The organism is Proteus sp. G2618, assembly GCF_009915995.1.
Lineage (GTDB): Bacteria > Pseudomonadota > Gammaproteobacteria > Enterobacterales > Enterobacteriaceae > Proteus > Proteus terrae.
In genome coordinates, this window is sequence record NZ_JAABNI010000014.1 from 1 (window position 1) to 12,978 (window position 12,978).

A 12,978-nucleotide genomic window follows, 5' to 3' on the forward strand; every position below is an offset into this window, starting at 1 on the left:
CTTTGAACTATTTTAGATATTTTAACGTAAATTAATAATACTATGAATATAAAATTCATCGAATATTTACACTCAGTTTATCCGGAATTATCTATCGATATTAGTTATATAAGAGGATATTCTGATGAAGAAATCTCCAGCATGGAACGCCTTTATGATATTCGAATTACAGGGCAATTCTATGAGTTTTTAAGGTGTATGGGGCGCTGCAGTGGTGGTCTTTTTGGTGATGATCCACTAGTATTTTATCAAGGTCAGGAAACCATAAGAGGTGATATTTTATTTCAAATTGGTGCAAGAGAAGAGCTGGCATCGATCCAATGCCATGATTTGTTAAAACAAAAACCATTTTTTATTTCAGTAGAAAGTTATACACAATATCTCTTTCTACTAACAGATTCAGATAATCCAGACCTTATATTTAATTATAATGAAAATGATGAATGTGTAGAGAACACGAATTGGGATCTGAATAGTTATTTACAGCATGTTATCAATGTTTATACTCGTCATTATCCGGTTGATCCACCTTTTGATCGACACGGCGAACTTATTTTGATTTAAATAAAAAATCTATCTTATGAACTGCTCCCAGTTTAAAGCTGGGAGCACACTTGAATCATGAATTTTTTAAGTCACTTACAGCTTCATTTAGAATTTCTAAAAAGTCATTTAACTTAAATTTCATTGGATTTTTTCTGAAAGTATTTCGCATCAGAACAAAACTCTATTTCTATGTTATTAATTCCTTTGTCCTTATTCAATTGGCAATATATTTGTCTGTTATATGTAATTTCAGCTGTTATTTCTTCATATTTAGAATCACTGAAGAAAGTAATTTCAAAATGGTTATTTATATATTATTCTTTCGGCCTTTTAGGATCTAAGAAACCAAAAGATAGTCATCTGAGTTATAGTGAATATCTCTACCATTTGGTAAGCCAGCGAGAATCAAGTAGGAGATGGGATGGCAATTGATATTACATGTTATACCAAGTTAGATGTTGAGTCATTACAACCTAAATTAGATGTAATTAAATTAAATTACGGTTATTTATTCGAGCAGTCATATCTTATGTATGCTGCTAATGAAGTGTTAGTACATGAACAATTGAATTTTATTGAGGATCGAGTCGAAAAATATAAAAAGGAAACAGATCTACTAATAGCGGAAGAATTTGGGCTTGAAGAACCGAAGTCATATTTTATGATATCAGTGAATGATAAATTCTTCCCTGAATTGAACACTTCTGAAGTAGCAAATATGCTCAGAAATGAGTTAGGAGAGGAAAATATTATTGTGCTTTTGAATGGTGAAAATTCAATCTAAATTTTGTGATAAATCCCAGTCAACTCTTGGAATGCAGCTCAAGATTGCGGATCTTAATGCTCAGAAAGACTCCACTTGCGACAATTGCAGTGTTACTTGGCTAAAGGAAAGGAATAGTGAGTGTTTTAAATGAATATTGGGAACCTAATTTTGGTACTATTTATACTTGGTTTGCAATGGATAAAAATGGAAAAATTGCGGTTATGGTAAATAACTGTTTTGGTGATCTACCAATAAATTTGTTACGTATTAAAAATGTAGAGCCATTACTTGACCATCTCTGTGAGTATATGTGGGAAGAGTCTCAAGTATTTAACCACTATCCAAGAAATAAGAATGGCTATTTTGAACTTGATTTATACTCAGCTTGGCGGCAACGATCTGATTTAGATAGAAATAATATTATCTATAATCTTCAAGCTGATTTGGTAAAATCTGGTCATTATAGTGAGTCTAATCTACCTGCTAATAAAGGTTTTTTTGTTTATCATGGAATTGAAGGCAATACTGCAGGGGAAGATTATCCAGTTGGTTTTACTGGAAAAACAAAAATGGGAGACTATTTTAGGTACTTAGTACCAACGATATACGCTTCAATCTATGACTTTCCTGAAGAATTACGTTATGGAATAGCTGTTTCTGATACAGTAGATTTTACTCTCGACAGAATATTAGATAACGACAAAATTGATGAGTATTTCCCAAGGATATATTGTAAAAATTAATATCTTGATTTTCATAAAATATAAATGAAGATATTTTCTCTAGAATATAATCTGTGTCGATAATAAATACTTAGATATAATACAATGAGGAATTGGTTTGAAAGCAATACTAAAAGAGTTATCTAGCGATTTTTATGATTTAGATAATTATTATCCTGATAATGAGTGTTTTTCTTTGAGTTTATTACTACGTATAGGCACCGAAGAGAGTAATGGTGCTGATAATTTTGATCTGTTGGTTTGTTCTCCTGAATGGATTTTGAAGAATATATGGGGACCTCGGATATTAAGACATATACTTATTACACCGGAATATAATATTAATGAAATAAAAAAAGTTATTAATAGTTATATTGCCAAGTGTGATGGTAACTCATGGTTAGAAATAGCAGGGAAACTTTCTTGTTATTTTGCATGGGAGTATGAAAATTACCATTTTTAATTGTATTAATTACATGGCATCGTTAGTTGATGAGTTTATTTAGTATTAAGAATTTTGAAATTATTAAAATGTTTAGACATAAAATACATAAGTACACTGTGAACATCACTTGAAAATAAATATTTGTTTCGCATCAAAAAATAAAAAATATTTCTAAGCCATTTACCTTCAAGTGTTATGTGGATAAAATAAGCAAGTAAATTTATAATTAAAATTTTTATGGAATATATCTTGAGAAAGTATTACTTAAAATAACTTTAGTAAATAAGTATAAAATTAAAAAATGAAATAAGTAATACAGTATTTTTAGTTATTAAAAAATTCAAAGTGACAGTTAATTTTATTTGGCTGAACAGAATAGATAAATCTCTGGCAAGACTCAAAGAACACTATCAAAAACCTAGCCTAAGTTAAATAAACATTGGCTAGGTTTTATTATTTAAATCATACTATAACTTAAAAAGAATAAAGCGAATCTTTAGACTCTTTTAATTTTTGTGCTAATTCAGAAGCTTCATATCGCTCTGTTACTATTTCGATATAAGAGGCATTTTCTGAGGATCCTGCGACTTCAAGCGCTTTATTTAATTCATCTATTGTTGTGACTTTCTCACAATACCAATCTCTTGCACCAAATGCTTTAGGTAATTGATGATAATTCCATTGAGCAAGATCGTTATAATAAGCTTCGGGATAATCACATAATAATCGTTCAATTAAGTAACCATCGTTATTTAAAACAAGGATGATTGGTTTTAATCCAAAACGAACAAATTGGCTAATCTCTTGTACGGTTAATTGATGCGAGCCTTCACCTGTAATTAAAATAACTCGTTTGTTAGGCGCTGCAAGTGCAGCACCAAATGATGCAGGTGTTGCCCAACCAATAGAACCCCATAATGTTTGATTATGGAATTGTGCACCATCTGGTAATAGGGAAAAACCTAACCCCATTGATGATGTACCTGTTTCAGCAATAATAATATCGTTAGGTTTAAAAAACTTTTCTAAATGAGGATAGAGATACTGAGCAGTAATTTTACTATTATCAGATAATACAGCTTTGCCTAATCCTTTGGCTTTTATCTGATGATAAGTTCTATTCGGTAATCTTTGAGTTAGTGCTGAGAGCACGTCTTCCATATAAATGGATGTATAGATAACAGAATCAATCTCAACATATTCTGGCATGATGCTGATATATTGCTTTGATTTAATATTGGCAGTGAAACTCCCTGTATTAAAGTCAGTCATCATTGCACCAATTCCTAATACGTAATCACTATTTTCTACAAATTCTCTGACTTCAGGTGTCATTAATTTGCCATCATACATACCAACATATTGAGGATGAGATTCACTTAAAATACTTTTATCCATAAACATAGTGGCATAAGGTAAGCCGGTCTTATCAATAAAAGATCGAACACTATCTGATAACCCTAAACGTGCGGATAAAATACCGGGCAATACGCAGGTATTATTGCTGTGTGTAAGTTTTTCAATAATGAGTGATACTACTTTTTCAAGTATTTCTTGATCGCTTATTGGTTTTTTCGGTGTGATGATTGGTGAATATTCTATCACTTGCATAGTGGCATAATCAGAAGGTAAGCCAATATAAACAGGACGACGCTCTTTTAATGCAGTCACAATTAAGCGTTCCATTTCGGGAATACAATTTTCAGGTGTCAATATTGTGTGAGCACAAGCAAGGCGTTGGCCTAATTGATAAAAAATATCAAAATCACCATTACCCAATGTGTGATGAACCAGACGCTTACTTTTTTGTACACCACTTGCTGGCATACCAACTAAATGAAAGATAGGTAAGTTTTCTGCATAAGAGCCAGCGATAGCATTAATCGCACTTAATTCACCAACACCAAATGTTGTCGATAACGCAGCCATACCTTTAATTCGGGCATAACCATCAGCAGCGTAAGCCGCATTTAATTCATTGCAGTTACCAATCCAACGCATATGGTTGCTATTACAAATAGTATCTTCTATGGGGAACGCATAATCACCTGCAACACCAAAAACATCACTTATTCCTAAGTCATATAGGCGGTTTAACATATACTCAACGACAGTCTTACTCATATTATCTCCATAAAATCCGAATAATAGTCTGTAAAAGTAGAAGAATGCTTTTACATTATGCTTAATGTTTTATCGCGGATATTATTTGATATGAAATGGTTTATTATCATTGAGGGTATAACTAAATGTAATAAGGTAAGCTTTGCTAATGGATATTCGTACATTGCGCTATTTTGTTGAGGTTGTTCAATTAAATGGTTTTAGCCGAGCCGCTGATGCGCTATTTATCACTCAACCTGCGGTTAGTCGTAGTATTAAAAAATTAGAAGATGAGTTAGGTGTTACTTTATTAGTGAGAGAAGTTGATGGTGTCAGGCTAACGGATGATGGTGCAATACTATTTGAACATGCAAAACAGATACTTGCGCAATTTAATAATATGAATAAAGCATTACAGGATAAGTCTGGGCCATTAACAGGGGTATTAAATGTTGGATTACCTCCTGTAATAGCCTCGACTTATTTTGCTGATATTATTATGGCATTTAGTTCTCTTCATCCTCAGGTTGAACTAAAAATATTTGAATTAGGCACTAAGCAAATGGCTGATGCCATGAGAGAAGGAAGGGTTGAAACAGCCGCGGTCGTATTGCCTTTTAATGAAGATACTTTTGAATTAATACCTTTTTCAGAAGACCACTTAATGTTAGTAATGTCGCCATCCCATCCTTTGGCTATAAAAAAGGAAGTTCATTTTAAAGAGTTGATTAATGAGCCTTTTATTTTCTTTTCTGAAGATTTTCGTATTAATGATTTAATTTATAGTGCTTGTGGTATTTACAATACTATGCCTATTATTGCGGGGCGTAGCAATCATTTAGATTTAATTATTGCAATGGTAAAAGCGGGTGTGGGAATAACGCTTTTACCTAACAGCATGTGTAATAAAAACCCTATTGATGATTTGGTTGTTGTTCCAGTGGTCGAGCCAATATTGTCATATCAAATAGCACTAGCGAATAATAAAAATAACTATAAAAGCCGCAGTTGCCAAGCATGGGAACAGTTAGCAAGAAAAAAGCTAATAATAGAATAAAACATTAAAATGGAGCTTATTTATATTCTATTTAAGAAATAAATATCAAAATTATCTTTAAATAATAAAATGATTAAAAATAAATAAATGTTATTTTTTAAGAAACGCGGATAGCTGTATAAAAGTAGTTACATAAATGATAAGTTTATATTTTGCACGTAGTCTTACGAGTAATAACAAAAACGGGCAAATAAAAGATTAATCAGACAAGACAGGAATAGGATAGGGAAAATGAATGAGAGTAATAGTTCTGTAAATCAACATTTTATTCGCAAACTTGAAGGTATTGTTGGTAAAAAACAGGTATTAACACAAGCACATAAAACAGAACGTTATCGTAAAGGTTTTCGTTCAGGACAAGGTAAGGCGTTAGCCGTTGTCTTTCCCGCTAATTTATTAGAACAATGGCGAGTTTTTAAAACCTGTGTTGAAGCCGATAAAATTATTATTATGCAAGCGGCGAATACTGGATTAACAGAAGGCTCGACACCTAATGGTGATGATTATGATAGAGACATCGTGATTATTAGTACATTACGTCAAGATAAAATACAGGTTCTCTCAGAGCATAATCAAGTTATCGCTTTTCCTGGCAGTACGTTATGGCATTTAGAGAAGGTGTTAAAGCCATTAGGGCGTGAGCCTCATTCTGTTATTGGATCATCTTGTATTGGTGCATCGGTAATAGGGGGAATTTGTAATAACTCGGGTGGTGCTTTAGTTCGCCGCGGACCTGCATATACCGAATTATCACTTTATGCTCGAGTTAATGAAAAAGGGGAAGCTGAATTAGTTAACCATTTAGGTATTGATTTAGGTGAAACGCCAGAAGAAATATTAACTAATTTAGATAATCGTCATTATCATGAGAAACAGATAAAAACGACAGAAAAATTAGCTTCTGACCATGAATATCATGAGCGTATACGCGATGTTGATGCTAATACACCATCTCGTTTTAATAATGATGAACGCCGTTTATATGAAGCTGCTGGGAGCGCAGGAAAATTATCTGTATTTGCCGTGAGATTAGATACTTTCCCAGCAGATCATCGCACTCAGGTTTTTTATATTGGTACTAATAATCCGGACGAGCTTGAAGATATTCGTCGTCATATTTTAAGTCATTTTAAAAAGCTACCTGTTGCAGGGGAATATATGCACAGAAGCTATTATAAAATGGCTGAAGTGTATGGAAAAGATACGTTTTTGGTGATTGATAAATTAGGCACAGATAAAATGCCAATATTATTTGCCGTAAAAGGGCGAGTAGATGCGGTATTAAATAAAGTGCCTTTCTTACCTAAAAACATGGTAGATAGAACCATGCAATTTATGAGCAAACTATGGCCTGCTCATTTACCAGAGCGTATGACAGATTTTCGTGACAAATATGAACATCATCTTATGTTAAGAATGGCTGATGATGGAATTGAAGAAGCTGCGACTTATTTAAAAGAATACTTTAAATCAGCATCAGGCGATTATTTTGAATGTACTGAAGAAGAGGGAAATAAAGCCTTCTTGCATCGTTTTGCCGCCGCAGGTGCTGCTGTCCGTTATCATGCCGTTCATGTTAATGACGTAGAAGATGTGTTGCCATTAGATATTGCATTGCGTCGTAATGACAAAGATTGGTTTGAAAAACTACCACCCGAAATAGAGAGTAAATTACTTTATAAACTCTATTGTGGGCATTTTATGTGTCACGTTATGCACCAAGATTACATTATTAAAAAAGGTGTTGATGCTAAGGCATTAAAAGCAGAAATGCTGGCGCTATTAGATCAACGTGGAGCAGAATATCCCGCAGAGCATAACGTGGGCCATATGTATTATGCTAAGCCTCAATTAAAAGCATTCTATAAACATAACGATCCAACCAATAGCATGAACCCAGGTATTGGTAAAACCTCAAAATTAAAATATTGGGGAGATGAGTGTGGTTGTGGACGCGCTCATAATGAGGCTAATACAGAGAATAAAGAATAATAGTTTTATACTGAGCTTATTTAAGCAACAAGAAAGGCAGGGTAAAACCTGCCTTTTATTTTATCAATTAACTCGCAATCTCTTGAGCATATAAATAAAGCTCTTGTAGCTGTTTTAATTTTTCCTCGTTATCAGCGTGTTCTTCCGCTAATAACTGAATAGTATTAATATATTCCGTTAGTTTTTCTGGCGTTAACATCTCTTTTCTATGCGCCAACCAACGTTGTTGTTCATCATAATCAAGCGTTGAAGGATAATTTCTTGCACGATAACGGAAAAATAGAGGTTCCATTCTCGCATCTTCAAACGTTAAATCTAAAGCTGGTAAATTCTGTGGTTGTGTTGAGCGAATAATCTCCATCGCACTACGATCATTTTCACTGAAAAAACCATTATAAATCTGTGAATCAACATTATCGGATACAGCAAAAGGCGTTTGTTGTGCAAATATTTCCACAACTTTATTGCGTATATCAGGGTGAGAAAACAAGATCGCTTGATTTTTTAAACAAGTATCAACATCTAAACCAATTCTATCTGCATCTTGTTGTCTTAATGTCTTTTGCGGTGCGACAATTGGGCATTTATTAATATGCAATAATTTAATTGGAACAGGTGGCTCATCAGCTGATAATTCACTACGTGGTGTATATAAACGCTCACGTAATTGGTCTGAGTTGAGGGTTAATAGAGGAGATATATCTGCGGCTAAGTCACAAACAATAACTGCATTACGATTATCAGGATGCCACGCTAATGGGGCAACAAGACTTAAATTAGAACGCGCGGCACCAAACATACCTGAAACATGCACAATCGGTGTCATTGCTGGAATATCAATTAGCGCTTGCACTTTGCGTTTATCACGTAAATTAAAGAAATAATCAAACATTCGTGGTTGAGCTTGTTTTAATTTTTTTGCCATCGCAATGGTGGCATAAACATCAGACATTGCATCATGGGCATTTTCATGAGAAATGCCATTGGCTTTAGTTAATAACTCTAAACGAAAGCTTGGAAAACCGTCCTCATTTTCAGGCCAAATAATACCTTCAGGGCGCAGTGCATAACAGGCACGTAAAACATCAAGTAAATCCCAACGCGAGTTTCCTTTTTGCCAGCTATAAGCATAAGGATCATAAAAATTACGATAAAGGATATTACGAGTGACTTCATCATCAAAACGAAGGTTGTTATAACCCATAATACAGCTATTAGGTTGGCTAAAAGCTTGGTGGATTTGGCGAGTAAACTCTGCTTCAACCATCCCATTTTTTGCCGCAATTTGAGGGGTTATTCCCGTGATCATCACGGCTTCTGGATGAGGTAGATAATCATCATTAGGTTTGCAATAAATAACGAGAGGATCTTCAATAATATTGAAATCCATATCAGTTCTTATACCTGCAAATTGAGCTGGGCGATCTAGGGCAGGATTAGTGCCGAAGGTTTCGTAGTCATGGATATAGAACGTTGGTTGTTTGATTGTGTTAGTCAATGTTATCTACCGTAATAATTTGTGTTTTAATTCATTGATTTATTGCTGTTTATAGCACCTTGACATCAACTATTTCGCTCTTTTGAGTGCTAATGTTCTTTACTGTCCAGTATCGTCCATGTCATATTGAGTACAGAATGAGTACAAAACTACAAAAAAGAGTGAGTACAAAATATTATGGCTCTTAGTGACACGAAGCTTAGATCTATTAATGGTAAACCATATTCAGGTAAACCAGAAGTAGCTGATGAAGATGGTCTCAGCGTTAGGATATCTCCAAAGGGAGTGATTACCTTCCAATGCAGATATAGATTAGATGGAAAGCAGCATAGAATTAGCATTGGTAGATACCCAATAGTTACTCTTAGAGATGCTAGGGTAAGGGCTGATGAAATTAAGGAATGTGTTGCTAGGGGAAACGATCCTAGACATCATGATGGAAAAGAAAGCAGAAACATTGTTACATTGCATGACTGCATCTCTTATTGGAAGCAAACCTACTTCCCGCAACTGAGAGAGAATACAATACTATTGTATGAAGCTGTTGTTGTTAAAAATACCAAAAATATCTTTACTGGCATTGATATAGAGGAGATATCCTCTAAAAATTGGATGGATTTATTTCTGGCTTTCGAAAAAGAAAACCCCAAGAAAGCAAGAACTATATTTGTACAGCTTAAGTCAGCTATAAATTGGTGCATTAGAAGGCAGTTTATTAACTCATGTGAGCTTATGAAAATAAGCCCAAAAGATATAGGTATAAGAACAAATAAAGGCGAGAGAGTTCTGACATATAATGAACTTGCTAAAATATGGATAGCAATAGAAAGAAGCCGAGCATCAACATCTAATAAGCTTTTGCATCAAATGGCTATGCTATGGGGATGTCGATTATCAGAACTAAGAAGATCGAGAAAGTCAGACTTTGACTTGAAGGAGAAGGTATGGACCATTACTCCTGAATATAGCAAAGCAAAAAATACAATAAGAAGACCTATATTTGATGGAATAGAGCCATTATTAAATAAGGCACTAATCACATACAAAGATTATTTATTCCCGGGGCAAGATATTAGCAAACCAATAACAATAGCGGCTGCTAATAGATATATTGGAAGAATAAGAGATGAAATGAACTTAGAATACTGGAGAGCTCATGATTTTAGGCGCTCTCTAGCTACTAGGTTATCAGAGGAGGGTGTTGCCCCGCATGTCATAGAAAAAATGCTAGGGCATGAGCTTGGTGGGATCATGTCTGTGTATAATAAGCACGACTGGATTGATGATCAAAGAAAGGCGTATGAGATTCACTTTACGAAAATAATGGATCACGTTAGGGAGTTGTCTGACTAGCGCCACCGTTTTTAATCCACTTATAAACATCTGTTCTAAGGTATGCTTTAGGTCTCAATCTAATAGGGCGAGGAAATTTTCTTCTTCGCTCGTAATCCCATAAAGTTTGTCTCGATGAGATTCCTAATTTATTCATCACTTCATCACTAGTCATTAATGTTCTATCCATTCTTCTCTTCCTTTTGTAATTTCCGTAGGTAATACGATAAAACCATCTTGTCCTGATAGTTCATGTGATTTAGAGGCTTAAACTTTGGCGTGTATTTATCGAGGATCTGAGTGGTTAGTTTGTCGTTTGGTATTCCGTGGCTTCTGATTTCGATTAAGCATTCCTTTGCTATTTGCCTTCGTGCGTTTTCCATTGCCTGTGCATTCATAGTCTTTGCCTTTTATTTCTCATTATTACTCTGAGAGAATTGGGGCAATTTTCTATTTCAACGTTATAAATTGTATTTTTAATTTTAACTCTGTGATTTATTCGAAATCCTTTCTTGCTTTTATCGTGGATATTTAAAGCTGCATTTATTGCCATCTTTTCTATATCATTAACATCACCATGAATTCTGATTTCCATAATTCACCTACGCTATTTTCCATTCATTTAATATTTGATTTGAGATGTTTAATTATTAAACTCGATAGCCTTTAACAGATATATTTCCATTTTTATTTCTAACTATCCATACTTGCATATCATTAAGAGAATAAGCACACTCTTTATATTGAATATCAATGAAATTAGATAAGCACCAATGTGAGTATGCAATTAATTCAATATCATCTTTATTTTTAACTGTTGTTGTTATTCTCATTCTCCGAATCCTTTATACATAAGAAAATAATCATTGCTGCCTTTAATGGATTGGCAATACAGCACTCTATGTTTCCGTCGTTAGTTGCAAACTGGAATTGTCTATCTTGATATATAAGGCTAATTCCATATTCGTTAATAATCGGCATTGCGTCAGATGGGTTGTTGCAAGGGTCGAAAGGCGTTGCATCCATATCATCAAACAAAACTATTTCAGTGCGTTCATATGCGATTGTGTTTAATTTAAGATTTTCAGCAACCTTTTTATTAATCTCGAAATCAGATAGTTCGGTGTATTTATTCATTGATTAATCCTTAACAGTTATTTTGTAATTACCCGCATGTGATTTCTTCCCGTACGCCGTTTTCCCATCACCAGTAGCCACGGCTAATGCATTAACATCTGGCTTATTACTGATAATTGTTTTTGCTGCTTCAAGAGCAAATAAATACTCATTATCTTTACATTCAATTGTTATTTTCACGAATCACCTCTCCACAAACAAATTCAACATTCCTCACTGACATTAAATATTCAGCACGTTTATTGCATTCCGATTTCGTGTATATATCTTCCGTTATAGGCACAGCAGAACCCTGTATTAGCATGAGCAATACATATCCGATTATTTGCATGGTTGTTTAATCTAATTTATATAGCGGGGTTACTTTAAATGGTGAGCCATGAGATTGAAAATGAATATCTATATTTTCAGATGTAACTGCATCAGTAGTGAATTGCATTTTCTCATCATGAAACACAGGGTACATCCAAGCGACAGGCTGTAGATTGTTAATGCGTTCGATATATTCGCAAATTTTTATTAGCGTATTTAAATTAACATATGATCGTTCATGCCCAACGCTTAATACCTTAGCTTTATTTTTTAAATCAATCGCTAACTCCAAGATTTCATCATTCATTTTTTATTTTCACTCCATTGCTGATTAATGCCTGATTAACTAAATCTTCGTCATAACACCAAGTTTCGCAATTTTCATTTGCAATAAATGGCTCTGGCAAATCAACCTCCAAACTCTCGCGTGATGCTTCCCACACCATCCACATGACAGGGATAATACCTTTCACCCAAGGGTAATCACCTTTACTTATAAACTCTTCAAATTGCCGCCTTGATTTATCCATCACTCCACCTTTCTATATCCAGCTTGATAAAGCAGACTGGCAATGTCTGCACTGTCATTTTTGGCCGCATAACCTTCAATTAATCGAATAATTTCTTTAATTTCCTTTTCTGCTATTTCCTTACGCTTTTCATCTGCAATTTCTTTCGCCAAATCAGAACACTCAAAACAAATATTTGCTGCTTTACCTTGGATTAAATTGTCCTTACTACCGCTTCCACCGCAAAAGTTACAAACATTCCTAGGGTCTGGTTCTGGTAATGTGAAATTCATAATTTGATTATGGTATGTAAAGGTATTCATATTCATTCCTCTTCATTGCATCCCTGCGAGTTACCATTGATCACCGTCTCTGCATCTTCAAGGGTGTCGAATAGACCAGCCTCATACCCACAATTAAGGCATTGAATTATGAAACCATATGTATTTGACGTCTGATCATAAGATTGGATTATTTTTGTTTCATCTCCGCAGTCATGGCATTGATACTGTTTTCCTTTCATATCTATCTCCTGTTTGCATCCTTGCACTTAGTTCGT

General features: G+C 34.3%; 17 protein-coding genes. 7 read left to right on the top strand and 10 right to left on the bottom strand.

Annotation, left to right across the window (positions count from 1 at the left end; all coding sequences use genetic code 11):
- Positions 1 to 141: 141 nt before the first annotated feature.
- The 4 genes from GWJ01_RS05240 to GWJ01_RS05255 all read left to right on the top strand — a co-directional run bounded on the left by GWJ01_RS05240 (position 142) and on the right by GWJ01_RS05255 (position 2,497).
- Positions 142 to 564, top strand: coding sequence for a hypothetical protein (locus GWJ01_RS05240; protein ID WP_227003198.1), 423 nt, complete (start codon positions 142 to 144; stop codon positions 562 to 564).
- Positions 565 to 967: 403 nt separating this feature from the next.
- Positions 968 to 1,330 (top strand): hypothetical protein, encoded by a 363-nt coding sequence (locus GWJ01_RS05245; protein WP_109402756.1) that lies wholly within the window; start codon positions 968 to 970, stop codon positions 1,328 to 1,330.
- 116 nt (positions 1,331 to 1,446) lie between these two features.
- The gene (locus GWJ01_RS05250; protein ID WP_109402757.1) at positions 1,447 to 2,055 is read left to right on the top strand and encodes a hypothetical protein; all 609 of its coding nucleotides are present in this window, start codon (positions 1,447 to 1,449) and stop codon (positions 2,053 to 2,055) included.
- Between the two features lie 97 nt (positions 2,056 to 2,152).
- On the top strand, positions 2,153 to 2,497 hold the full coding sequence (locus GWJ01_RS05255) for an immunity 8 family protein (RefSeq protein ID WP_109402758.1): 345 nt from the start codon (positions 2,153 to 2,155) through the stop codon (positions 2,495 to 2,497).
- A gap of 456 nt (positions 2,498 to 2,953) precedes the next feature.
- On the opposite strand, the gene GWJ01_RS05260 is transcribed toward GWJ01_RS05255, so the two are convergent.
- Positions 2,954 to 4,603, bottom strand: coding sequence for an alpha-keto acid decarboxylase family protein (locus GWJ01_RS05260; RefSeq protein ID WP_109402759.1), 1,650 nt, complete (start codon positions 4,601 to 4,603; stop codon positions 2,954 to 2,956).
- 148 nt (positions 4,604 to 4,751) lie between these two features.
- On the opposite strand from GWJ01_RS05260, the gene GWJ01_RS05265 reads away from it, so the two are divergent.
- Both GWJ01_RS05265 and dld read left to right on the top strand, forming a co-directional pair.
- On the top strand, positions 4,752 to 5,639 hold the full coding sequence (locus tag GWJ01_RS05265; RefSeq protein WP_161710785.1) for a LysR family transcriptional regulator: 888 nt from the start codon (positions 4,752 to 4,754) through the stop codon (positions 5,637 to 5,639).
- 231 nt (positions 5,640 to 5,870) lie between these two features.
- Complete coding sequence (gene dld / locus GWJ01_RS05270) at positions 5,871 to 7,631, top strand: D-lactate dehydrogenase (RefSeq protein ID WP_161710786.1); 1,761 nt, start codon at positions 5,871 to 5,873, stop codon at positions 7,629 to 7,631.
- 67 nt (positions 7,632 to 7,698) lie between these two features.
- Here dld and sbcB read toward each other — a convergent pair whose 3' ends face one another.
- Positions 7,699 to 9,129, bottom strand: coding sequence for an exodeoxyribonuclease I (sbcB, locus tag GWJ01_RS05275; RefSeq protein ID WP_161710787.1), 1,431 nt, complete (start codon positions 9,127 to 9,129; stop codon positions 7,699 to 7,701).
- A 177-nt stretch (positions 9,130 to 9,306) separates the two neighbouring features.
- On the opposite strand from sbcB, the gene GWJ01_RS05280 reads away from it, so the two are divergent.
- The gene (locus GWJ01_RS05280; RefSeq protein WP_161710788.1) at positions 9,307 to 10,482 is read left to right on the top strand and encodes a tyrosine-type recombinase/integrase; all 1,176 of its coding nucleotides are present in this window, start codon (positions 9,307 to 9,309) and stop codon (positions 10,480 to 10,482) included.
- Here GWJ01_RS05280 and GWJ01_RS05285 read toward each other — a convergent pair.
- The 8 genes from GWJ01_RS05285 to GWJ01_RS05320 all read right to left on the bottom strand — a co-directional run bounded on the left by GWJ01_RS05285 (position 10,463) and on the right by GWJ01_RS05320 (position 12,942).
- Positions 10,463 to 10,651, bottom strand: a complete 189-nt coding sequence (locus tag GWJ01_RS05285) for a helix-turn-helix transcriptional regulator (RefSeq protein ID WP_161710789.1) — start codon at positions 10,649 to 10,651, stop codon at positions 10,463 to 10,465. The genes GWJ01_RS05280 and GWJ01_RS05285 overlap by 20 nt on opposite strands.
- 460 nt (positions 10,652 to 11,111) lie before the next feature.
- Entirely contained in the window at positions 11,112 to 11,294 is a 183-nt protein-coding gene (locus tag GWJ01_RS05290) for a hypothetical protein (RefSeq protein WP_161710790.1), read from the bottom strand.
- Positions 11,272 to 11,598 carry a phage protein NinX family protein gene (locus GWJ01_RS05295; RefSeq protein WP_161710791.1) on the bottom strand — a complete coding sequence of 109 codons (327 nt, stop codon included), beginning with the start codon at positions 11,596 to 11,598 and terminating at the stop codon, positions 11,272 to 11,274. The genes GWJ01_RS05290 and GWJ01_RS05295 overlap by 23 nt, the downstream gene beginning before the upstream one ends.
- Before the next feature lie 3 nt (positions 11,599 to 11,601).
- Positions 11,602 to 11,778 (bottom strand): hypothetical protein, encoded by a 177-nt coding sequence (locus tag GWJ01_RS05300; RefSeq protein ID WP_004916560.1) that lies wholly within the window; start codon positions 11,776 to 11,778, stop codon positions 11,602 to 11,604.
- A 157-nt stretch (positions 11,779 to 11,935) separates the two neighbouring features.
- Positions 11,936 to 12,217 (bottom strand): hypothetical protein, encoded by a 282-nt coding sequence (locus GWJ01_RS05305; protein ID WP_161710792.1) that lies wholly within the window; start codon positions 12,215 to 12,217, stop codon positions 11,936 to 11,938.
- On the bottom strand, positions 12,210 to 12,440 hold the full coding sequence (locus GWJ01_RS05310; protein WP_161710793.1) for a hypothetical protein: 231 nt from the start codon (positions 12,438 to 12,440) through the stop codon (positions 12,210 to 12,212). The genes GWJ01_RS05305 and GWJ01_RS05310 overlap by 8 nt, the downstream gene beginning before the upstream one ends.
- Entirely contained in the window at positions 12,440 to 12,742 is a 303-nt protein-coding gene (locus tag GWJ01_RS05315) for a ClpX C4-type zinc finger protein (protein ID WP_161710794.1), read from the bottom strand. Before GWJ01_RS05315 ends, GWJ01_RS05310 begins: the two co-directional genes overlap by 1 nt.
- Positions 12,743 to 12,744: 2 nt before the next feature.
- Positions 12,745 to 12,942 carry a hypothetical protein gene (locus GWJ01_RS05320; RefSeq protein WP_161710795.1) on the bottom strand — a complete coding sequence of 66 codons (198 nt, stop codon included), beginning with the start codon at positions 12,940 to 12,942 and terminating at the stop codon, positions 12,745 to 12,747.
- Positions 12,943 to 12,978: the final 36 nt, after the last annotated feature.

Bases quoted from the DNA above. Each gene is read 5' to 3' on its own strand.
- GWJ01_RS05240 (WP_227003198.1), top strand. From the start codon at position 142: ATGGAACGCCTTTATGATATTCGAATTACAGGGCAATTCTATGAGTTT.
- GWJ01_RS05245 (WP_109402756.1), top strand. From the start codon at position 968: ATGGCAATTGATATTACATGTTATACCAAGTTAGATGTTGAGTCATTA.
- GWJ01_RS05260 (WP_109402759.1), bottom strand. From the start codon at position 4,603: ATGAGTAAGACTGTCGTTGAGTATATGTTAAACCGCCTATATGACTTA.
- GWJ01_RS05265 (WP_161710785.1), top strand. From the start codon at position 4,752: ATGGATATTCGTACATTGCGCTATTTTGTTGAGGTTGTTCAATTAAAT.
- dld (WP_161710786.1), top strand. From the start codon at position 5,871: ATGAATGAGAGTAATAGTTCTGTAAATCAACATTTTATTCGCAAACTT.
- GWJ01_RS05280 (WP_161710788.1), top strand. From the start codon at position 9,307: ATGGCTCTTAGTGACACGAAGCTTAGATCTATTAATGGTAAACCATAT.
- GWJ01_RS05285 (WP_161710789.1), bottom strand. From the start codon at position 10,651: ATGGATAGAACATTAATGACTAGTGATGAAGTGATGAATAAATTAGGA.
- GWJ01_RS05290 (WP_161710790.1), bottom strand. From the start codon at position 11,294: ATGAGAATAACAACAACAGTTAAAAATAAAGATGATATTGAATTAATT.
- GWJ01_RS05295 (WP_161710791.1), bottom strand. From the start codon at position 11,598: ATGAATAAATACACCGAACTATCTGATTTCGAGATTAATAAAAAGGTT.
- GWJ01_RS05305 (WP_161710792.1), bottom strand. From the start codon at position 12,217: ATGAATGATGAAATCTTGGAGTTAGCGATTGATTTAAAAAATAAAGCT.
- GWJ01_RS05310 (WP_161710793.1), bottom strand. From the start codon at position 12,440: ATGGATAAATCAAGGCGGCAATTTGAAGAGTTTATAAGTAAAGGTGAT.
- GWJ01_RS05315 (WP_161710794.1), bottom strand. From the start codon at position 12,742: ATGAATACCTTTACATACCATAATCAAATTATGAATTTCACATTACCA.
- GWJ01_RS05320 (WP_161710795.1), bottom strand. From the start codon at position 12,942: ATGAAAGGAAAACAGTATCAATGCCATGACTGCGGAGATGAAACAAAA.